Origin of the sequence: Pseudomonas sp. NPDC090208 (genome assembly GCF_044746785.1) — a bacterium.
In the GTDB taxonomy this organism is placed as follows: domain Bacteria; phylum Pseudomonadota; class Gammaproteobacteria; order Pseudomonadales; family Pseudomonadaceae; genus Aquipseudomonas.
On record NZ_JBIVCU010000019.1, the window covers coordinates 76,993 to 97,487 of the forward strand.

Here is a 20,495-nt window from a genome sequence, read left to right on the forward strand (position 1 = left end):
ACCCGCAAAAGCGGGCCATCGGTAGCGAACGTGAGAGCAATCAGCTCACCAGAGTCGCGTCCAGAGTGATCTTGGCATTCAGCACCTTGGACACCGGGCAACCTTCCTTGGCCATTTTGGTCAGGCGGTCGAACTGCTCTTGAGTCGCGCCCGGCACCTTGGCTTTCAGGGTCAGGTGTACGGCGGTGATAGAGAAACCGCCGTCAACCTGGTCCAGGGTCACGTCGGCGCTGGTGTCGATGCTGTCGGCCTTGAGGTTTTCACCGCCGAGGATCATCGACAGGGCCATCGAGAAGCAGCCGGCATGGGCAGCGCCGATCAGCTCTTCCGGGTTGGTGCCCTTGCCGCCTTCGAAACGGGCCTTGAAGCCGTACGGCGCTTCACGCAGCACGCCGGTTTCGGTGGAGATATGACCAATACCGGACTTCAGGTCGCCTTCCCAGTGTGCGGATGCTTTCTTGACGATGCTCATGGTGTCTCCTTGCTGAATGAACGTGCGAAAAGCTCGCACGCGAACCAAAGGTGGGAGGAGTGTAGGCGGGAGTTAGTTCAACGGTTATGACATGCGTGCTTTTTCGTTTGGGTGCATCGGAAATAATCCGACCAAATCAGTAGGAATTTACCCGACGGCCATTGCAACGAAAAATTACAGGCTTATCCTAGGGGCCTTAACGCAATTTTTTAGGCTTTAGCAGGCGTGGCTTTTGTGTGTTGTCCGCCACCGTGCCTGACCAAGCCCCCAAGAGGAACGACAGCAGCCCATGAAACGACTGACTGATGTGAAGATTTCCGCCCTCGATCTGGTGCCCGTTCGCGAAGACAAAGGCCCCGCGGTGTCGCTGCGCAATTCGCTGGATCTGGCGCAGCATGCCGAAAAATGGGGCTACAACCGCTTCTGGGTGGCCGAACACCACAACATGGACGGCATCGCCAGCTCGGCCACGTCAGTGTTGCTGGCCTATCTGGCGGGCGGCACTTCGACCATTCGCGTCGGTTCCGGCGGGATCATGCTGCCCAACCACGCGCCACTGGTGATCGCCGAGCAGTTCGGCACCCTCGCCAGCCTGTATCCGGGCCGGATCGACCTGGGTCTGGGCCGTGCGCCGGGCTCCGATCAGTTAACCGCCCGCGCCCTGCGCCGCGAGCGCTCCGGCAGCGCGGATGATTTCCCGGATGACGTCGCCGAACTGATGGCCTACCTCGGCCCGCGCCAGCCGCATCAGCGGGTGATCGCCGTGCCGGGCACCGACACCAACGTGCCGATCTGGCTGCTGGGTTCGAGCCTGTTCAGCGCACAACTGGCCGGCCAGCGCGGTTTGCCGTACGCCTTCGCCTCGCACTTCGCGCCGCGCCTGATGCACGAAGCCATTCGCGTCTACCGCGACCACTTCCAGCCGTCCGCCGTACTCGACAAGCCTTACGTGATGCTCGGTGTGCCGCTGGCCGCTGCCGATACCGACGAGCAGGCCAACTACCTGGTGACCTCGGTGTACCAGCGCATCCTCAACCTGATGCGCGGACAGAGCCTGAAACAGAAGCCGCCGGTGGAAAGCATGAACGGCCTGTGGCTGCCGCACGAACGGGAAGCGGTGATGGATTTCCTCGGGCTGGCGATGGTCGGCGGCCCGGAGAAGATCCGCGCCAAGCTGGATGTGCTGCTGGAGCAGACCGATGCCGATGAGCTGATCTTCACCTGCGACATGTATGAGCACGCCGACCGGCTGCGTTCGTACGAGATTCTGGCGCAGATCGCGAGGGGCTGATCGATCCGAATTTCCGTGGGAGGGAGCCCTGCTCGCGAAAGCGCTGGGTCAGGCGCTGTCTCTGTGTCTGAAAGAACGCCTTCGCGAGCAGGGCTCCCTCCCACATGGACCGTGTACATCTGGTAGACGGATATCGAATGTACCGGCGCATCGCGAATGAATTCGCTCCCACAGGATCATCGGTCGCCCAATAAAAAACCGACGCCTCATGCGTCGGTTTTTTTGTACAACCGGCTCGATCAGCCGCGTTTGTAGATGATGTCCTTGCTGCCTCCATCGCAGCTGCCGACGACCTTGCCGCCGCCTGCACCTTTGTCCACGGCTTCCAGCGTGAAGGACGTCACGCCCTTGGCCTTGATCTTCGCATCGATCCCGGCGATGACTTCGTCACAGGATTTACCTGCCGCCAGGGTCGTGCCCGCAATACTCAACAGCCCTACCGCCAAAAGAAACTTCTTCATCGGTCACACTCCCTCGTCAGGCGCTTTTCAAGCGAAAGAGGCCGCCTGAAAGCGGCGGCCCGATACATGAAACACGCGTCCGAATTCACGAACAGCGCGGTATGTATAGCGAAGGTTGTGGCACTCAGCCAGTTTAAAAGTTCAGCTGTTGTCGATGCGGAAACCCACCTTGAGGGTCACCTGAAAATGCGCGACCTTGCCGTCGCGGATGTGGCCGCGGGTTTCCAGCACCTCGAACCATTCCATGAATTTCACACTCTTGCCGGCCTGGGCGATGGCGTTCTGGATCGCTTCATCGGTACTGGTGGTCGACGAGCCGACCAGTTCGAGCATCTTGTAGGTGTGGTGATCAGACATGGCAGAACTCCTCAAGTGGTCTTCGATTGCAGCGTAGCAGTGAAATCTGCGTCCTTCGTCTGGCGCGAACGGCCAGTGGAAAGTTCAGAAAAAACGCTCGCTGCAATCCGCACTGCACTTTCTCAAAGCCCTGTAGTCGGAATCAGACACACGCCACTCATCAATGCAGGAGAGTCAACCATGGCATTCACGTCATCCCGTAAAGCGTCTTTGCAAAGCATGGAAGCCGAGATCGAAAGTCTGCTCAAGTCGCTTGAGAGCCTGAAATCGGATGCTTCTGACGAGTCGCGCAAAACCCTGAAAAGCCTCAAGGCCAACGCTGAGAACGCGCTGAGCCACTCGCGCAGCCTGCTCAGCGATGTCTATGAAGACGTCAAGGTGAAGACCCGTGAAACCGGTGTCGCCACCCGTGACTACGCGCAGGAACACCCATGGACGACCGCCGGTGTCGCTGTCGGTGCCATTGGCCTGTTGGCCGCTTACCTGCTGTTCAAGCGCGGCAACTGATCACGCCTGACCGGAGCGCTCCAGCTCTTGCCTGAGCCATTGGGCCAGTTGCTGGGCACGCCCGTCGGCACCACGCCGCGGCACCCATAGCGCCAGTTGCGCCGGGGTTTCACTGAAGCCCCACGGCGCAACCAGGCGCCCGGCCTTGAGGTCGTCGGCCACCAACGGTTCCGGTGCGATGGCAATCCCAAGCCCGGCCACCGCTGCCTCCAGCAAGTAATACAGGTGCTCGAAACGCTGGCCGTAGCGCAGCGCGTCGGCGGCGATGCCGTGATGTTTCGCCCAACTCGGCCAGGCCTGCGGTCGCGAGCCGGTCTGCAACAGCGACTCTTCCAGCAACGCCTTCGCAGGTGCCTTGCGCAGCGCTTCGAAGCGGGCAAAGTGCGGGCTCATAACCGGGCCGATACGCTCGCTCGCCAGCTCGAACACTTGCATGTCCGCCGGCCACGGTGGCTCGGCGAACACCAGCAATGCATCCAGCCCCGGACGCCGTGGATCGAGGTCGCCTTCGCCGGCCGACAAATGCAGGCGCAGGTCTGGCAGATCGGCATTCAGCCGTCCCAGGCGGGGAATGAACCAGCGCGCCAGCAGGCTGCCGGAGCACCCCAGCACGAACGGCGCATCGGCGCTGCCTTGGCTCAATTCCGCACAAACGCTGCGCAGACGGTCGAAGGCTTCGCCGCTGGCGTCGCGCAGACGAATACCGGCATCTGTGAGTTTCAGGCCGCGACCGTCTTTCGCGAACAGGCTCACACCCAAGTGCTCTTCCAGCACCTTCAACTGGCGGCTGACCGCGCCGTGGGTAACGTGCAGCTGTTCGGCAGCCTGACTGACGCTGTTCAGACGGGCAGTGGCTTCGAAGGCGCGCAAGGCGTTCAGCGGGGGCAGTTCTCGGCTCATGGCATCTGTGAGTTTTTCTGACAGGTTGCGGCGATCTTATCGGTTTTCATCGCCCGTGGCGCTGGTTAAAGTGTGTTCACTGCCCAAGTGGCTCCCCCTTTCTCCCTCGGAGGTCTCCCGATGACCCAAGCTCAATACCGCAACGGCCCGGATGATCGCGGCATGTTCGGCGCCTTCGGCGGTCGTTACGTCGCCGAAACCCTGATGCCCCTGATTCTCGACCTGAACCGCGAATACGAAGCGGCTAAGACCGACCCTGAATTCATCAAGGAACTGGCCTACTTCCAGCGCGATTACGTCGGCCGTCCAAGCCCGCTGTATTTCGCCGAGCGTCTGACCGAGCACTGCGGCGGCGCGAAGATCTACCTCAAGCGCGAAGAGCTGAACCACACCGGCGCGCACAAGATCAACAACTGCATCGGCCAGATCCTGCTGGCGCGGCGCATGGGTAAGAAACGCATCATCGCCGAGACCGGCGCCGGCATGCACGGCGTGGCGACGGCCACCGTGGCCGCCCGTTTCGGTCTGGAATGCGTGATCTACATGGGCACCACCGACATCGAGCGCCAGCAGGCCAACGTGTTCCGCATGAAGCTGCTGGGCGCCACCGTGATTCCAGTGGTCGCCGGCACCGGCACCCTGAAAGACGCGATGAACGAAGCGTTGCGTGACTGGGTGACCAACGTCGACACCACCTTCTACCTGATTGGCACCGTGGCCGGCCCGCACCCGTATCCGGCGATGGTCCGCGACTTCCAGGCCGTGATCGGCAAGGAAACCCGCGAACAGCTGCAAGCACAGGAAGGCCGCCTGCCCGACAGCCTGGTTGCCTGCATCGGCGGCGGCTCCAACGCCATGGGCCTGTTCCACCCGTTCCTCGATGACACCAGTGTGCGCATCATCGGCGTCGAAGCGGCCGGCCACGGCATCGAAACCGGCAAACATGCGGCCAGCCTCAACGGCGGCGTACCGGGCGTGCTGCACGGCAACCGTACGTTCCTGCTGCAGGACGACGACGGCCAGATCATCGACGCCCACTCGATTTCCGCCGGTCTGGACTACCCGGGCATCGGCCCTGAACACGCCTGGTTGCATGACATCGGCCGCGTCGAATACACCTCGGTGACCGACGACGAAGCCCTGGCCGCATTCCACCAGTGCTGCCGCCTGGAAGGCATCATCCCGGCTCTGGAAAGCGCCCACGCGCTGTCCGAAGTGTTCAAGCGCGCACCGACGCTGCCCAAGGATCACCTGATGGTGGTCAACCTGTCCGGTCGTGGCGACAAGGACATGCAAACCGTCATGCACCACCTGGATCTGTCCCAGCAGGAGAAACACTGATGAGCCGCCTGCAAACCCGTTTTGCCGAGCTGAAGCAACAAAACCGCGCCGCCCTGGTGACCTTCATCACCGCCGGCGACCCCGGTTACGACACCTCGCTGGCGATCCTCAAGGGCCTGCCGAAAGCCGGTGCCGACGTGATCGAACTGGGCATGCCGTTCACCGACCCGATGGCCGACGGCCCGGCGATCCAGCTGGCCAACATCCGTGCGCTGGGCGCCAAGCAGAACCTGGCGAAAACCCTGCAGATGGTGCGCGAGTTCCGCGTTGAAGACAGCCATACACCGTTGGTGCTGATGGGTTACTACAACCCGATCCACAACTACGGCGTAGAGAAATTCATCGCCGAAGCCCATGAATCCGGCGTCGACGGCCTGATCGTGGTCGATTTGCCACCGGAGCACAACGCCGAATTGTGCGACCCGGCTCAGGACGCCGGTCTGGATTTCATCCGCCTGACCACCCCGACCACCGACGACAAACGCCTGCCTACCGTGCTCAACGGCAGCTCGGGCTTCGTCTACTACGTCTCCGTCGCGGGCGTGACCGGTGCCGGCTCAGCCACCGTAGATCAGGTCAAGGAAGCGGTTTCCCGCCTGCGTCGCCACACCGATCTGCCGATCAGCGTCGGCTTCGGCATCCGCACCCCGGAACAAGCCGCCGCTATCGCCCGTGAAGCCGACGGCGTGGTCGTGGGCTCGGCCCTGATCGACCGCATCGCCAACGCCGAATCGCCGGAAAAAGCGGTGAGCGGCGTGCTGGAACTGTGCGCACAACTGTCCGAAGGCGTTCGCGCTGCTCGCGGCTGATCTTCGGCGGGTTGATTGAAAAGGCGAAGCCGTATATCGGCTTCGCCTTTTTTATGGGCGGTCCTTGAAAGCTTTGGTTACGCGCAGATGGCATTAAGCCGGCTTCATTTTTTGAGGTAATCCCATGCCCAACCTGTCTCTGCCTACCAGTGCATCTCATTTCTATATTTCATTGTGGGAATATGAGGATCCCACTGACTCCCCCATCATCGCTGAAACGCTCATAACAACCAAAAATCCAGAAGCAGTAGAAATATCATATCTCGCCAAAAAAGTAAGCGAGCATATAAAGCGTCGCGCAAATATCATTGACCTCCGAAATCAGCTCATCCAGGTAAGAGCTCTCGCAAGTAATACAGCAGGTCGTATCTATATAAGCTATGAAGCCAATGGCAGTAAGTATACCCTTGCAGCCAGAGGCTATATCGATCCCAACCTGCTGGATGACGCCTTGGATCTTGCACAACGTCACTACCGTGAAGAAGCCGCCACTGGTGCTTCCAGACTGAAAGAAATATCCTCCCCCAAGGCTCTTCAAGAAAGAATATTGCCAGAAATTCAACAAGCTCTGCCGCCTGAGGATCAGAAACCCAGCAAGCCCTTTGCATTCCCGAAATTGCCGACCTGGTTGAGAAAAGTGGTAGTCGGTCACACGTCATAAAGATCTAGCCGTATCGCAGAGCTATCTCCATCACTGCCTGCTTGGCAACGCGCCGACAGTTTAGGCAGAAAATGGACTCTCAGAGAGATCGGCAAACCGGGCAGTGAAATCGACTATTCAAACTCACTGTCCGCGTGCGCGGTTCTTGAAAGTTATTATTGAGAGAATGCTGCACTGTTCCTGCTTTTATTCGCCAAGGAATACTCATGAGCAACGTATCAGCACCTTCATTAGCTTATTTACCTCCTCAGCAATCAAGCTTGTATCTGGGCGCCATAAAACGCGTTGGCCCTCGGCTTGAAACTGATCTCCTTGTGGCTCGTAACGTACTCGGCCACCTAAACGCCAAGCAAGAGCTAGCGCGTCAACACTGTGATCTTATCGATAAAACCATTGGACAATTGAACCATCTCGATCGAGATAATGAATCTGTCTACGTAGATCGACGCGATAAATATATCCATTTTTCAAAAAGTAAAGACCCTTTCAAACGTTACCCAAACAAAGAGCTGGATGCGATTAACGCAAACTTAACAGGTGGTGAGCAAATAAAAGCAGGCCAGGCAATCCGCGTCATCGAACTTCGTAAGTTATTGATCAAGGCTTCTAGCGGTGCCGAAAAATCTCTTTCGGATATCAATCGAGAAGCGCGTATTGCAAAACGCAACTGGACAGATGCCGCCAAAAAATGTCGAGCACTCATCACTTCCGACTTCAAGACACCCACAGCTGAGCGTTCACAATCCCAGCATGATGATCTAATCAGCCTCGTCCGTTCCAAAACGTCGTACCCCCTCCAAAGTACAAGTACAAAACCAGAAGAAAAATATCGCACGCTGAGCATAATAAAACGCGATTTAAACAAGCTGGAAGAAGAACACGATAAGACTTTTTCTCTTCGAATCGAAACAATATGCGTCTATAACCAAATGGCAAATAAAGAAACAAATCCTTTATATCTTCGCATGAAGAACGGCCGCGTTAAACTCTCTCACCGCAGGGGTCTTTGGGCTGTCTTGGGAATACCTGGTAAGGAGTACGCCAAAGCCGCCAACGTCTTTGGTAATATGTTCGGAAAGCATAGCGTTCCCGGACCCGGACAACCTGTTAACAAAGACTATCTACTTAAGGTTGTGGAAAAAAAGGTCGCGGATATGACTAAGTTACTGGCTGAGTTTGATAACAGGATTACTGCAGCCAAAGCAGAACTTAGGCTGCAAAATTAAAAACTTTGTTTACGGCCAATTCGCCAGGATGCACTCGCACGACCTGACGTCCATGGCTTCCCACATACAGGCAGCTATTGGACGACAGGTGCAGCAAGGCCTATCTACCAGGTAAACGCTCTGTATCCTGAAGGTAAAGTTCCTGATACAGAGGAATCTGCAGCGTCATTAGCAGACTAAGCAATACAGCACAGGGGTTCAGGACCAGGTTCTGAGCCCCTCTTTGCTGACATTTTTCTGCTCAGGAGCGCGGTACATGAAAGTCTCGAATCGTTTGATCGCCGGGTTGGGCGTGTTGATGCTCAGCGCCAGCGCGCTGGTCCAGGCGGCACCGCCGGATCAGCGTGGCGGCTACGATGACCACGGACCCGGTCAGCATCAGGACCACGGGCAGCAAGGGCCGCGGGGTGACGATCACCGCAATGACAACCGTGGCAACGACCATCGCGGCGGGCGCCCACCGGCCGACTTCGGCGATGTGCGCCGCACCATTCAGGAACACCGCGAGGTCATCGGTCGCGGTCAACCTCTGCCGCCTGGTGTCCACATCGTCAAAGGCCATCCGCTGCCTCGGGGTTACGGCCGCCGTCTGGACGACCGCTCGCTGCAATACCTGCCGCGTTACGAAGGTTACGAATGGCGCCGCCTGGGTCCGGACATCGTGCTGATCGCCGTGGGTAGCGGGATCGTTTACGAGATTCTGGACGGTGTTTTGAACTGATCCAACCACCTCACTGTAGGAGCTGGCTTGCCCTGCGACCGGCGGGGAACCCGCCGTAAAATCTGGCGAACTTGCAATCCTGACACACCGCATTCGTCGGGCTTGCCGCCGGTTCCCGGCAGGTCGCAGGACAAGCCAGCTCCTACAGGACGGTGATCAGGCGCATTTCCACGTCCGCATCAACGCCTGAACATCTCCACATTCAACGGTCGCACGGCCCCCATCCAGATCGCATGGTCGGTGTGATCCGCCAGGTCATCGCCGGTCTGCGGATGAGTGAACACCACCAGCCCGTTGCGGTTCAGCGCCAGATAGAACATCACATCGGCAAACTGCTCGTGACTGAACGCCAGCTGGCAACTCCAGTCCGGGTGCGGGCCGACCGGGCGTTCGTGCATGCGCCCCATGCGAATACCGAAAGTGGCCGCTGCGCTTTCACACAGCGCGCGGGCCTGATCGATGGTCTGCGCATCGAAGTAAACATGGGTGTGATAGCCCTCGACAGGTGACATGTCCGGTCCTCGGCAAATGTGGAACAGGTGGAAGCCCTGCTAATCTCAATCAGGTAAGAGTTATCCACAGTGCCGGACGCATTGCCATGAAAAATGCTGAAACTCCGGCGATCAAGGTGGCGTTGTTTGGTGCCCTCAGCAGCTTTGGCAGTGCGCTGATGGCCGAGTTGTTGCGGCGCCAGCATGAAGTGATCGCCATCGTCGACGATCCTGACACCCTCAAGCCGCGTCGCAGGCTGCGGATCAAACGCGGCAACCTGTTCGACACCGAACGCGTCTGCGAAGGCATCGCCGGTTGTTCAGTGGTGATCTGCCTGCTTGAGCCCAAAGCGACGCCTGCCGCACTGGTCGGCCTTACCCCCGAGGCGCAACTGATTGCCACCCATACGCTGTTGACCTGCATGGACCGCACGCATCTGAAACGACTGATTCTGGTCGCCGACATCCATCTTCTGCACGGTCAGCCCCTGCCGGATTACCAAGACCCTGACCTCGATCAGTTTCAGGCCTCGGCGTTGATCGTCGATGCGCTGCGCAAGAGCGCTGCCGAATGGACGCTGGTCAGCGCACCGGAAGGTATCGCGGGTGTGGGCATCCTGCATTACAGCCCGACCGGGCACACGCAGGTGGTCTCGCAGGCCGTGCTGGAGCGAGTGGCTAACGGTATTGCCGAGGAGATGAGGCTCAACCTGCATGTGCGCCAGTATGTGAATTTTGTGGTGTGAAGGAGCTGCGTTCTGCACATGTGAGGATTTGTTCAAATTTCAAACATGATGCAGAACCTGTGGGAGGGAACCCTGCTCGCGAAGACCATGGAACAGTCAACATAGCGTCGACGGGAATGACGCTTTCGCGAGCAGGGCTCCCTCCCACACAGGATCATGCATCCCCCTACACCGCAATCGACGGCAACGGCTTGCCCACCAGGGAATCACCACTCAAGGCCTGTTCACTTTTCAGCCAGTCGACGAAACGCTGAACGATCTGCACCCGCCGTTTGCGTTGCGGCAGAACGATGTAATAGCCGAACTGCGAAATCGCCGTGGCATCGATCGGGCGGCACAGCAGCCCTTGCTCCAGCAGGTCATCGACCAGATGTCGCCAGCCGATCGCCACGCCTTGGCCACCAATCGCCGCCTGAATCAGCAGGGTGTAGTTGTCGAAACGCAACTGCCCCGGCGCCGGCGCCTGGGCGATGTCGAGGGCGCGGAACACGCCGGCCCAGTCGAACCAGCTGCTGCTGGCCTCACCGCGCAGGTGCAGCAACGGAAACTCTTTCAGCGCCTCGACCGGCATTGGAAGCCCACGCCCTTTCAGCAGTTGCGGGCTGCACACCGGAAACACTTCTTCACTGAACAGCCAGTGGCTTTCGCCCTGACGAAAACGCCCGTCGCCGAACAGCACGGCGACGTCGATATCGGCGCGTAGCATGCTGTGGCTGCGCTCGCTGGTGACCAGGCTGACATCAACGTCGGGGTTGTCCTTGTGAAAGCGGTGCAGACGCGGCATCAGCCAATAGGCGGCGAAAGCGAAGTCGGTCGCCACCTGCAATACCTCGTGCTGATGCTGCTCGGTGATGGCGGCAAGACCGGCATCCATCGACTGCAATCCGGCCTGCACATGGTTCAACAGAATCTCGCCGGCGTCGGTCAATTCGATGCCACGGTAGATGCGATCGAACAGGCGCGTCGCCAGTTGTTCTTCTAACCTTTTGATTTGCTGGCTAATGGCCGGCTGGGTGGTGCCGAGTTCGACCGCCGCTGCAGTAAAGCTGCGCAAACGGGCGGCGGCTTCAAAGCCGCGCAGCAGATCGAGTGACAGGTCGCCGAGGGCATCAAACATAACGGTGGCTTATCCTAGGCATTGCGTTTTATGGGCTTTACCGCAGGTTCCATGGATCTCATTCTCTGAAACAGCAATTTCGCATAAATATTCACTATGGAATGCCGCGAAGACATGAAGCGCAAGAACATTCTTTTCATCATGGCCGATCAGATGGCCGCGCCGATCTTGCCGATTTACGCCTCATCGCCCATCAAGATGCCGAATTTGAGCCGCCTCGCCGCCGATGGCGTGGTGTTTGACTCCGCTTACTGCAACAGCCCGCTGTGTGCGCCATCACGTTTCACCCTGGTCAGCGGCCAGCTGCCGAGCCAGATCGGCGCCTATGACAACGCCGCCGATTTCCCTGCCGACGTTCCGACTTACGCCCATTACCTGCGCCGCCTCGGCTACCGCACTGCGCTGTCGGGCAAGATGCACTTCTGCGGCCCGGACCAGTTGCACGGCTACGAAGAACGCCTGACCAGCGACATCTACCCGGCCGACTACGGCTGGGCGGTGAACTGGGACGAGCCGGACGTGCGCCCGACCTGGTACCACAACATGTCGTCGGTGCTGCAGGCCGGCCCGTGCGTGCGCACCAACCAGCTCGACTTCGACGAGGAGGTGGTGTTCAAGGCCCAGCAATACCTGTTCGACCATGTGCGCGAAGACGGCAACCAGCCGTTCTGCCTGACCGTGTCGATGACCCACCCCCACGACCCGTACACCATTCCGAAGAAATTCTGGGACCTGTACAACGACGAAGAAATCCCGCTGCCACCGGCGCCTTCGGCCCAGGCCGATCAGGACCCGCACTCCCAGCGCCTGCTCAAGGTCTACGACCTGTGGGACAAGCCGCTGCCGGAGCACAAGATCCGCGACGCCCGTCGTGCCTACTTCGGTGCCTGCAGCTACATCGACGACAACATCGGCAAATTGCTGCAGACCCTGGAAGAAACCGGCCTGGCCGACGACACCATCATCGTCTTCTCCGGCGACCACGGCGACATGCTTGGCGAGCGTGGCCTCTGGTACAAGATGCACTGGTTCGAGATGTCCGCCCGGGTGCCGCTGCTGGTCTATGCACCGGGTCAGTTCAAGGCCGCGCGGGTCAAGGCGTCGGTATCGACCGCCGATCTGCTGCCGACCTTCGTGGCATTGGCCGAAGGCGAACTGGAAGACGGTCTGCCACTCGACGGCCGCTCGTTGCTACCGCATCTGCAAGGCGGGGCAGGACATGACGAAGTGTTCGGCGAATACATGGCCGAAGGCACCACCAGCCCGCTGATGATGATCCGTCGCGGCCACTACAAATTCATCTATTCGGAACAGGACCCATGTCTGCTGTACGACGTGTATAACGATCCGAAGGAACAGGAAGAGCTGAGCCAGTCAGAGGCCCATCGCGACCTGTTCGACACGTTCCTGGCCGAAGCACGGGCCAAATGGAACATCCCGGCGATACACCACCAGGTGCTCGCCAGCCAGCGTCGCCGGCGCTTCGTCGCCCAGGCGCTGACACTCGGCAAGCTGAAGAGTTGGGATCACCAGCCGCTGGTCGACGCCAGTCAGCAATACATGCGCAACCATATCGATCTCGACGATCTGGAGCGCAAGGCCCGTTATCCACAACCTTGAACCCTGCCACACCTAGAAAACCAAAAAGGGGCACACCATGAAGAAGTTGTTCACAACGCTGGCGGTAGGGGTCATGAGCTTGAGCAGCGTCGTTGCATACGCCGCTGACGCAAGCTGCGGTACGGTGAAGATGGCCGATCCAGGTTGGAGCGACATCGCCGCCACCAATGCCACGGCGAGCTTCCTGCTCGATGGCATGGGGTACAAGACCAAGGTCGATACGCTGGCAGTGCCGATTGCCTATGGTGGTCTCAAAGACGGTCAAATGGACGTTTTTCTGGGCAACTGGATGCCGGCGCAGCAGGGTTTCTATGACAAGTTCATCGCCACCGGCGATGTCACCCAACACGCGAAGAACCTGGAAGGCACCGAATTCACCCTCGCGGTCCCGGACTATGTCTATGACGCGGGCGTGCATAACTTCGCCGACCTGAACAAGTACGCCGACAAGTTCCACAAGAAGATCTACGGCATCGGCTCGGGGGCTCCGGCCAACGCGTCGATTCAGGAGATCATCAAGAAGAACGAATTCGACCTGGGCGACTGGAAGCTGGTGGAGTCCAGCGAGCAGGCGATGCTCGCCGAAGTGCAGCGTAACGTGAAGAAGAAGGACTTCGTGGTGTTCCTCGGCTGGACACCGCACCCGATGAACGTGCAGATCAAGGGCATGCACTATCTGAAGGGCGGCGAGAAATACTTCGGTGACACCGGCAGCGTCTACACCGTGACCCGCAAGGGCTACGCCGACGCCTGCCCGAACGTGGCCAAGCTGTTCTCCAACCTGACGTTCACCCAGGACATGGAAAACACCATCATGAAAAACGTGGTGGATCAGAAGATCAGCAACGCCGACGCGGTGAAAGCGTGGATCAAGGCCAACCCGGCGGTGCTGGAGAAGTGGCTGAGCGGCGTGAAAACCATCGACGACAAGGACGCGTTGCCGGCGGTGAAAGCGAAGTTGTAAGCCGCTGAACCTGTGCCTGCTTCTGGCCGAAGGCCGTGGGAGCCGGCTTGCCGGCGAAGAACGATGATGCGGTGTACCTGTTGCACCGCGTCGTCGGGTTCGCCAGCAAGCCGGCTCCTACAGGCTTGGCGGCGGCGATCAGGCCTCTGCCATCAACCGCCGCAATTCCGCCAGCACCGGCGCCGAATCCGGGCGCACGCCGCGCCACAGGTAAAACGCTTCGGCGGCCTGTTCCACCAGCATCCCCAGACCATCCACCGCCTGCCCGGCCTTGTGTTCCGTGGCCCAGCGGCAGAATGCGGTCGGCTCCTTGGCGTACATCATGTCGTAGCAGAAGGTTTCACCGGCCTGGATCAGGCTTGGCGCAATCGGTGGCAACTCGCCCGACAGACTCGCCGAAGTGGCATTGATGATGATGTCCACCGGCTCTTCCAGCCAGTCGTAGCCTGCCGGCAATACCGGCCCCAGCTCAGCGAACTCCTTCGCCAGTTGCTCGGCTTTTTCCACCGTGCGGTTGGCGACCACCAGCACATACGGTTCCTCGGCCAGCAACGGCGCCAGCGCACCGCGCACCGCACCACCCGCACCCAGCAGCAGGATGCGTTTGTCCTTCAGGGTCACACCGTGGTTGACCTTCAAGTCCCGCACCAGCCCGGCACCGTCAGTGTTGTCGCCAAGCAGGCTGCCATCGGCCTGACGGGCGAGGGTGTTCACCGCACCAGCGCGACGACCACGATCGGTCAGTTGATCGGCCAGCCGATAGGCTTCTTCCTTGAACGGCACGGTGACGTTGGCGCCCAGCCCGTTCTCGAAGAACGCTTTGGCGAACGCCGTGAAGCCCTCCAGCGGCGCCAGCGCGGTCTGGTAGTCGAGGGACTGCCCGGTCTGCTCGGCAAACAGGCGGTGAATCAGCGGCGATTTGCTGTGGGCGATAGGGTTGCCAAAAACGACGTAGTGATCGGTCATCACTGCTTGCCCTCTGCCAGCCAGTCGCGGTCCTGCAGGAAATACTCGGTCAAACGCGCTTCTTCACTGCCCGGCGCGGCTTTCCAGTCGTAACCCCAACGCACGTGCGGCGGCAGCGACATCAGGATCGATTCGGTACGACCACCGGACTGCAGGCCGAACAGGGTGCCGCGGTCATAGACCAGGTTGAACTCGACGTAGCGGCCACGGCGGAACTCCTGGAACTCACGCTGCTGCGGCGTGTACGGCGTCGCCTTGCGGCGCTGGACGATGGGCAGGTAGGCGTCGATGAAAGCATCACCGATGGCGCGCAGGAAGGCGAAGCTGGTGTCGAAATCCCATTCGTTCAGGTCATCAAAGAACAGGCCGCCGACACCCCGTGGCTCGTCGCGGTGCTTGATATGAAAGTACTTGTCGCACCAGGCCTTGTAGCGCGGATAGACATCGGCCCCGAACGGCGCGCAGGCCTGCTCGGCAACGCGATGCCAGTGAATGCAGTCTTCCTCGACGCCGTAATAGGGCGTCAGGTCGAAGCCGCCACCGAACCACCAGACCGGTTCCTCACCTTCTTTTTCGGCGATGAAGAAACGCACGTTGGCGTGGGAGGTCGGAACATGTGGGTTGTGCGGGTGCATGACCAGCGACACGCCGAGGGCCTCGAAGCCACGGCCGGCCAGCTCGGGACGGTGGGCGCTGGCCGAAGGCGGCAGGCCGGCACCGAAGACGTGGGAGAAGTTCACGCCGCCTTTTTCGATGACGTCGCCGTTCTCGATCACCCGTGTTCTGCCACCGCCACCGGCCGGCCGCTCCCAGGCGTCTTCGACGAAACGGCCGCTGCCGTCCTCGTGTTCGAGGGCGGCGCAGATCCGGTCTTGCAGATCGAGCAGGTAGGCTTTGACGACGTCGGTGCGAAAGGACATGGCAGTACCTTGAAGAAACTGAAACCCGTGCAACCCAAAACAGGGTCAGCAAAATGTGCCGCACAGCATATCACCGGCTCGCGGCGCGCCGCAGTTGACGTAGATCAGGCGAAGGAGTCCGATAGAGACCTTTCGCAGTTCTTGTTTCGATCCATGACGGAGAAAGCAAATGGCAAAGCGTATCCAGTTCCGCACCTACGGCGGCCCGGAAGTTCTCGAGTACGTTGATTTCGAACCGGCCGCTCCGGGTCCGAAAGAAGTGCTCGTGCGCAACAAAGCGATTGGCGTCAATTTCATCGAAACCTATTTCCGCACCGGCCTGTATCCGGCGCCCTCCCTGCCGTCCGGACTGGGCAACGAAGGCGCGGGCATCGTCGAAGCAGTCGGCAGCGAAGTGACCCACGTCAAGGTCGGCGACCGCGTGGTGTACGGCACCGGCCCGCTGGGCAGTTACGCCGAACTGCATGTCACGCCGGCGGCGAACATCGCCAAACTGCCTGACGCGATCAGCTTCGAACAGGGCGCGGCCGTGATGCTCAAGGGTCTGACCGTGCAGTACCTGTTCCGCCAGACCTACGAAATCCGTCCTGAAGAAACCATTCTGTTCCACGCTGCCGCCGGCGGTGTCGGTTCCATCGCCTGCCAATGGGCCAAGGCGCTGGGGGTCAAGCTGATCGGTACCGTCAGTTCGGCGGAGAAAGCCGCTCATGCCAAGGCCAACGGCGCTTGGGAAGTGATCGATTACAGCAAGGAAGACGTGGCAAAACGCGTGCTGGAACTCACCGACGGCAAAAAAGTGCCGGTGGTGTACGACGGCGTCGGCAAGGACACCTGGGAAACCTCGCTGAACTGCCTGGAGCTGCGCGGCTTGCTGGTCAGCTTCGGCAATGCGTCCGGCCCGGTGTCCGGGGTAAACCTGGGGATTCTGGCGCAGAAGGGCTCGCTGTACGTGACCCGTCCGACTCTGGGTTCCTACGCCAACAGCCCGGAAGCCCTGCAGGCGATGGCCGATGAAGTCTTCGCCATGGTCGCCAGCGGCAAGGTCAAGGTCGACGATTTGCAGAAGTACGCGTTGAAAGACGCGGCCAAGGCGCAGACCGAACTGTCGGCACGGCGCACCACCGGCTCGATGATTCTGCTGCCGTAAACCGCCGCTATTGGCTCACCGCATTACCTTGTGGGAGCCGGCTTGCTGGCGAATGCGGCTTACTCGTCATATGGGTATGGCGGGCAAAACACGGTTCGCCAGCAAGCCGGCTCCTACGGACTGGAGCCAGGCAAACATGCTGGTCACGGCCTTTGTAGGAGTGAGCTTGCTCGCGATTGCGGTATATCCATTACTGAGATGCTGACGGATAGAAGGCGATCGCGAGCAAGCTCACTCCTACAAAAGCAACAGTAACGGTAATGGCTTAGCCCGCGCGCACCACTTCCGCCGTCACCAGATCACGAATCACGCTCGGGTTGCGGCGTCCGCCCAGGCTGCCACCCAGTACCAGATCGACCTGATCGTGGAAATACTGCTCGACCCGCAAGCGCGAGCGCGCAGCAGGGCGGCCGGCGGGATTGGCGGACGTAGAAACCAGCGGGCCGGTCAGGGCACACAGTTCGCGCACCTGCGGGTGATCGCTGACCCGCAACGCCACGGTGTCGTGCTTGCCGGTAATCCATTCGGGCAACAGGCCCTGATGCGGCACCAGCCAGGTGTTCGGCCCTGGCCAGGTGCTGGACATGCGGTCGATCCACAGCTCGGGGAAATCCTCGAAGAGAAAATCGAACTGACGAATGTTGTCGGCGATCAGGATCAGGCCCTTTTCCACAGGACGCGCCTTGATGGCCAGCAGGCGAAACACCGCCTCGGCATCCCACGGATCACACCCCAGTCCCCACACCGCTTCGGTTGGATAGGCAATCACCGCTCCGGCCCGGATCTCTCGTGCGGCTTGTTGCACACGCCAACTGCTGACCATCGTTCGTTCTCCGAATGTACGCTGGCCCGCAGTTTAACCTCACGGCGCCCGGGCAAACCATCGCCCGGCGTCACAGGTGACGCTGCCGTCCAGTTCAAGCTCGGTCATCGTCGCCAGCACTTTGGGCAGCGGCCAGCCACTGTTCGTCGCCAGCGCTTCGCTGCTTTGTGGCGCGGCATGCAGCAAAGCCAACAACGGATGATCGATTTTCGGTTGCGCCGGCGCGCTGTCGTCGTGCGGCGCCAGGTTCTTCCAGCCCTGCAGCGCCTCAAGGATATGGTCGACGGTTTCCACCAGCACCGCGCCTTCACGAATCAACTGATGACACCCCTTGGCGCCGGGATGATGGATCGAGCCGGGAATTGCATACACTTCGCGGCCTTGTTCAGCCGCCAGCCTGGCGGTGATCAGCGAGCCGCTGGCGACGCTGGCTTCCACCACCAGCACGCCCAGCGACAGGCCGCTGATGATGCGATTGCGCTTGGGAAAGTTGCTGGCGGTGGGCGGAGCGTCCAGCGGCAACTCGGAAACAATCGCACCGTTTTGCGCCAGCATCGTCGCCGCGAGTTTGCGGTGTGCCTGTGGATAAAGTTTTTCGATTCCGGTGCCGAGCACACCAATCGTCCCCGCGCCGACATCCAGTGCGCCTTGATGCGCCGCACCATCAATGCCCAACGCCAGGCCGCTGGTGATGACAAAACCGGCACCGCCCAGGCTGCGGGCAAACGCCGCGGCGGTGTCCATTGCAGGTCGCGAAGCGCGTCGGCTGCCGACCATGCCCAGCTGCGGACGGTCGAGCAGATCACGGTTGCCGGCGACGAAAAGCAGGGGTGGCGGATCGGCAATTTCCGCCAGCAACGCGGGGTAGTCGGGGTCGTCCCACATCAGTAAATGCTGGCCCGGACGCTCAAGCCAGGCCAGTGCAGCGCTGGCGCCATCGCGCACTTCAGGGCTGCGACGGGCTTCGGCACTGGCCGCCGGCAGACGCAGCGAACGCCACGCCGACGCCGGTGCGCTGAGTGCCGCCGAGGCACTGCCAAAGGCATTGATGAGGGTCTGAAAACGCTTGGGCCCTATCTCGGGCAGACGGTGAAGGCGCAGACGCGCCTCCAGCTCAGCCGGCGATTGACCGGCTGTTTCGAACAACGGCATGAACGCTTCCTTGTCCCGATGCCCACCGCAAGCAGTGGGCAAACCTGTGGATAACTCTGTTGACAACAGTTAGACAAGTGAAGCAGGTCGGTGGAAAAAAGTGTTTTACAGCTGATACATAGGATTACGGATTGCGCACCCTGTCCTGCACCGCCAAGGAACGGCTGGCGTGCAGAACCATGGCGTAGCTGAGGCGTTCGTAGGTGCGGAACACCATCAACAGGCCGGAGCGCTCGTCCGGCACCTTCACGTTTTCGCCGGTGATGCGGTCACGCACGGTTTCGCCGTTCTTGTAGATCGCCAGCACGTTGCCTTCGGCCAGGCCGTCACGGCGTCCACGGTCCAGCGTGACCACGTCGAACTCGCCGATCTGGGTCACGCCACGGGGTACGTCGATGATCACACCGTCGACCGGCCGCGTCGGTTCGCTAGGCACGAAGGTGGAGTTGATCGCACGCTCTTCGCTGACGAACAGGCGGTCGCCGAGGCGCACTTCCTGGGTCGAGCGCTGCATCTGCAAGGTGCCGACGTCACGTTCATTGGCGACCAGCTCGCCACTGCCGATGTCGTCGGCGTTGATGCCCAGCGGTTCATCGGTGTCAGGGTCGAAGTAGGTCTTGCCCTTGCGGAAGATGCCGTAGGAGGTGTGCGCCGGGCTGAAACTGCCTCGGGCGTAGATGCGGTCACCGGCGCCGCTGAGCACGCGCTCGCCGTTGCCGGCCACGATATAAGGCGCGTCGTCGAACTGTTCGGCGGTGTCCATGATCCGGTTGTTCAGCAGGAACGCGTTGATCGCACCCAGCGGAATGGTCGGAATGGCGTCGGCAATCGGCGTGCTGCGAATACGCGGCGACAGCTTGATGGTGCCGCGCGACTCACCGCGATTGAGCACGATCTGCGGCTGGCCGTCGACGTAAATGAGGTTCAGGGTATCGCCAGGGTAGATCAGGTCCGGGTCGTGGATCTGTGGGTTGGCGTGCCAGATCTGCGGCCACTTCCACGGTTGGGCGAGAAACTTGCCGGAAATGCCCCAGAGCGTGTCACCGGAAACGACGGTGTAGCTCTGTGGATGACCTTCCTTGAGCTGTACTTGCGCCTGAACAAGGCCGCTCGCGGCCAACAGCAGCAGGGCGAGTAGTGATTTCCTCATGCGGTGAATCCCTTTATCATGTTGGCTTCGCGTGAAACGTGGAGTCTTGCGAGACTTCGGTTTTACCAAGGGTTGCCCGCTTGTGACGTCCCCAAGCCTAGCAGCCGATTTTGACTTTACCCTACAAGTGCAGCGCTTACGTATATGGCCATTTTAAACATTCTCGAATTTCCCGATGCGCGCCTTCGCACCATCGCCAAACCGGTGGTCGAGGTAGACGACGGCATTCGCCAGCTGGTCGACGACATGTTTGAAACCATGTACGAGGCGCCTGGCATCGGTCTGGCGGCGACGCAGGTTAACGTACACAAGCGCGTCGTCGTAATGGATCTTTCCGAAGACCGCAGCGAGCCACGGGTTTTCATCAACCCGGAGCTGGAACCGCTGACCGACGATATGGATCAGTACCAGGAAGGCTGCCTGTCGGTGCCCGGCTTCTACGAGAACGTCGACCGCCCGCAAAAGGTTCGGGTCAAGGCCCTGGACCGTGACGGCAAGCCTTACGAACTGATCGCCGAAGGCCTGCTCGCGGTGTGCATCCAGCACGAATGCGACCACCTCAACGGCAAGCTGTTCGTCGACTACCTGTCTACGCTCAAGCGTGACCGGATCAAGAAAAAGCTGGAAAAACTGCACAAGCAGAACGCTTGATC

Annotated in this window: 23 protein-coding genes; 12 read left to right on the forward strand and 11 right to left on the reverse strand. The window is 60.2% G+C overall.

Annotated features, from left to right (window positions below; translation table 11 throughout):
* Window positions 1–40: 40 nt before the first annotated feature.
* Entirely contained in the window at window positions 41–472 is a 432-nt protein-coding gene (locus tag ACIPL0_RS25755; protein WP_400600868.1) for an OsmC family protein, read from the reverse strand.
* Between the two features lie 289 nt (window positions 473–761).
* On the opposite strand from ACIPL0_RS25755, the gene ACIPL0_RS25760 reads away from it, so the two are divergent.
* On the forward strand, window positions 762–1,763 hold the full coding sequence (locus tag ACIPL0_RS25760) for an LLM class flavin-dependent oxidoreductase (protein ID WP_400731622.1): 1,002 nt from the start codon (window positions 762–764) through the stop codon (window positions 1,761–1,763).
* A 239-nt stretch (window positions 1,764–2,002) separates the two neighbouring features.
* Here ACIPL0_RS25760 and ACIPL0_RS25765 read toward each other — a convergent pair whose 3' ends face one another.
* The gene (locus tag ACIPL0_RS25765) at window positions 2,003–2,224 is read right to left on the reverse strand and encodes a DUF1161 domain-containing protein (protein WP_400600864.1); all 222 of its coding nucleotides are present in this window, start codon (window positions 2,222–2,224) and stop codon (window positions 2,003–2,005) included.
* A 141-nt stretch (window positions 2,225–2,365) separates the two neighbouring features.
* Entirely contained in the window at window positions 2,366–2,581 is a 216-nt protein-coding gene (locus ACIPL0_RS25770; RefSeq protein WP_400600862.1) for a dodecin, read from the reverse strand.
* Window positions 2,582–2,761: 180 nt separating this feature from the next.
* Between ACIPL0_RS25770 and ACIPL0_RS25775 the strand changes: the two genes are divergently transcribed.
* The gene (locus ACIPL0_RS25775) at window positions 2,762–3,088 is read left to right on the forward strand and encodes a YqjD family protein (RefSeq protein ID WP_400600860.1); all 327 of its coding nucleotides are present in this window, start codon (window positions 2,762–2,764) and stop codon (window positions 3,086–3,088) included.
* Here the strand turns inward: ACIPL0_RS25775 and ACIPL0_RS25780 are convergent, their stop codons facing one another.
* Window positions 3,089–3,988: a LysR family transcriptional regulator gene (locus ACIPL0_RS25780; RefSeq protein WP_400600858.1), complete on the reverse strand. Its 900-nt coding sequence runs from the start codon at window positions 3,986–3,988 to the stop codon at window positions 3,089–3,091.
* A gap of 120 nt (window positions 3,989–4,108) precedes the next feature.
* Between ACIPL0_RS25780 and trpB the strand changes: the two genes are divergently transcribed.
* The 5 genes from trpB to ACIPL0_RS25805 all read left to right on the forward strand — a co-directional run bounded on the left by trpB (window position 4,109) and on the right by ACIPL0_RS25805 (window position 8,746).
* Window positions 4,109–5,329, forward strand: coding sequence for a tryptophan synthase subunit beta (trpB, locus tag ACIPL0_RS25785; RefSeq protein ID WP_400600856.1), 1,221 nt, complete (start codon window positions 4,109–4,111; stop codon window positions 5,327–5,329).
* Window positions 5,329–6,138: a tryptophan synthase subunit alpha gene (gene trpA / locus ACIPL0_RS25790; RefSeq protein WP_400600854.1), complete on the forward strand. Its 810-nt coding sequence runs from the start codon at window positions 5,329–5,331 to the stop codon at window positions 6,136–6,138. The genes trpB and trpA overlap by 1 nt, the downstream gene beginning before the upstream one ends.
* Before the next feature lie 124 nt (window positions 6,139–6,262).
* Window positions 6,263–6,799 (forward strand): hypothetical protein, encoded by a 537-nt coding sequence (locus ACIPL0_RS25795; RefSeq protein ID WP_400600853.1) that lies wholly within the window; start codon window positions 6,263–6,265, stop codon window positions 6,797–6,799.
* A gap of 206 nt (window positions 6,800–7,005) precedes the next feature.
* A complete protein-coding gene (locus tag ACIPL0_RS25800) occupies window positions 7,006–8,025 on the forward strand; it encodes a hypothetical protein (protein ID WP_400600851.1) in 1,020 nt (339 codons plus the stop codon).
* Window positions 8,026–8,281: 256 nt separating this feature from the next.
* On the forward strand, window positions 8,282–8,746 hold the full coding sequence (locus ACIPL0_RS25805) for an anti-virulence regulator CigR family protein (protein WP_400600849.1): 465 nt from the start codon (window positions 8,282–8,284) through the stop codon (window positions 8,744–8,746).
* Window positions 8,747–8,925: 179 nt separating this feature from the next.
* Here the strand turns inward: ACIPL0_RS25805 and ACIPL0_RS25810 are convergent, their stop codons facing one another.
* Window positions 8,926–9,258, reverse strand: a complete 333-nt coding sequence (locus ACIPL0_RS25810; protein ID WP_400600847.1) for a DOPA 4,5-dioxygenase family protein — start codon at window positions 9,256–9,258, stop codon at window positions 8,926–8,928.
* A gap of 86 nt (window positions 9,259–9,344) precedes the next feature.
* Here ACIPL0_RS25810 and ACIPL0_RS25815 point away from each other — a divergent pair, with 86 nt between their 5' ends.
* Window positions 9,345–9,983 (forward strand): NAD(P)-dependent oxidoreductase, encoded by a 639-nt coding sequence (locus ACIPL0_RS25815; RefSeq protein ID WP_400600845.1) that lies wholly within the window; start codon window positions 9,345–9,347, stop codon window positions 9,981–9,983.
* Window positions 9,984–10,149: 166 nt separating this feature from the next.
* Here ACIPL0_RS25815 and ACIPL0_RS25820 read toward each other — a convergent pair whose 3' ends face one another.
* Complete coding sequence (locus ACIPL0_RS25820) at window positions 10,150–11,100, reverse strand: choline sulfate utilization transcriptional regulator (RefSeq protein WP_400600843.1); 951 nt, start codon at window positions 11,098–11,100, stop codon at window positions 10,150–10,152.
* 114 nt (window positions 11,101–11,214) lie between these two features.
* Here ACIPL0_RS25820 and betC point away from each other — a divergent pair, with 114 nt between their 5' ends.
* Window positions 11,215–12,720 (forward strand): choline-sulfatase, encoded by a 1,506-nt coding sequence (gene betC / locus ACIPL0_RS25825; protein WP_400600842.1) that lies wholly within the window; start codon window positions 11,215–11,217, stop codon window positions 12,718–12,720.
* A 37-nt stretch (window positions 12,721–12,757) separates the two neighbouring features.
* Window positions 12,758–13,684 carry a choline ABC transporter substrate-binding protein gene (choX, locus tag ACIPL0_RS25830; protein WP_400600840.1) on the forward strand — a complete coding sequence of 309 codons (927 nt, stop codon included), beginning with the start codon at window positions 12,758–12,760 and terminating at the stop codon, window positions 13,682–13,684.
* A gap of 138 nt (window positions 13,685–13,822) precedes the next feature.
* On the opposite strand, the gene aroE is transcribed toward choX, so the two are convergent.
* Together aroE and hemF are read right to left on the reverse strand one after the other, a co-directional pair.
* Window positions 13,823–14,650, reverse strand: coding sequence for a shikimate dehydrogenase (aroE, locus tag ACIPL0_RS25835; protein ID WP_400600838.1), 828 nt, complete (start codon window positions 14,648–14,650; stop codon window positions 13,823–13,825).
* A complete protein-coding gene (hemF, locus tag ACIPL0_RS25840; RefSeq protein WP_400600836.1) occupies window positions 14,650–15,570 on the reverse strand; it encodes an oxygen-dependent coproporphyrinogen oxidase in 921 nt (306 codons plus the stop codon). Before hemF ends, aroE begins: the two co-directional genes overlap by 1 nt.
* Before the next feature lie 169 nt (window positions 15,571–15,739).
* Here hemF and ACIPL0_RS25845 point away from each other — a divergent pair, with 169 nt between their 5' ends.
* Window positions 15,740–16,717: an NADPH:quinone reductase gene (locus tag ACIPL0_RS25845; RefSeq protein ID WP_400600834.1), complete on the forward strand. Its 978-nt coding sequence runs from the start codon at window positions 15,740–15,742 to the stop codon at window positions 16,715–16,717.
* Window positions 16,718–16,982: 265 nt separating this feature from the next.
* Here the strand turns inward: ACIPL0_RS25845 and ACIPL0_RS25850 are convergent, their stop codons facing one another.
* From ACIPL0_RS25850 to ACIPL0_RS25860, 3 genes are all read right to left on the reverse strand, one after another.
* Window positions 16,983–17,540, reverse strand: coding sequence for an L-threonylcarbamoyladenylate synthase (locus tag ACIPL0_RS25850; protein WP_400600832.1), 558 nt, complete (start codon window positions 17,538–17,540; stop codon window positions 16,983–16,985).
* Between the two features lie 39 nt (window positions 17,541–17,579).
* Entirely contained in the window at window positions 17,580–18,692 is a 1,113-nt protein-coding gene (gene dprA / locus ACIPL0_RS25855) for a DNA-processing protein DprA (RefSeq protein WP_400600830.1), read from the reverse strand.
* Between the two features lie 124 nt (window positions 18,693–18,816).
* Window positions 18,817–19,842: a LysM peptidoglycan-binding domain-containing protein gene (locus tag ACIPL0_RS25860; RefSeq protein WP_400600828.1), complete on the reverse strand. Its 1,026-nt coding sequence runs from the start codon at window positions 19,840–19,842 to the stop codon at window positions 18,817–18,819.
* 144 nt (window positions 19,843–19,986) lie between these two features.
* Here ACIPL0_RS25860 and def point away from each other — a divergent pair, with 144 nt between their 5' ends.
* Window positions 19,987–20,493: a peptide deformylase gene (gene def / locus ACIPL0_RS25865; RefSeq protein ID WP_400600826.1), complete on the forward strand. Its 507-nt coding sequence runs from the start codon at window positions 19,987–19,989 to the stop codon at window positions 20,491–20,493.
* Window positions 20,494–20,495 lie beyond the last annotated feature (2 nt).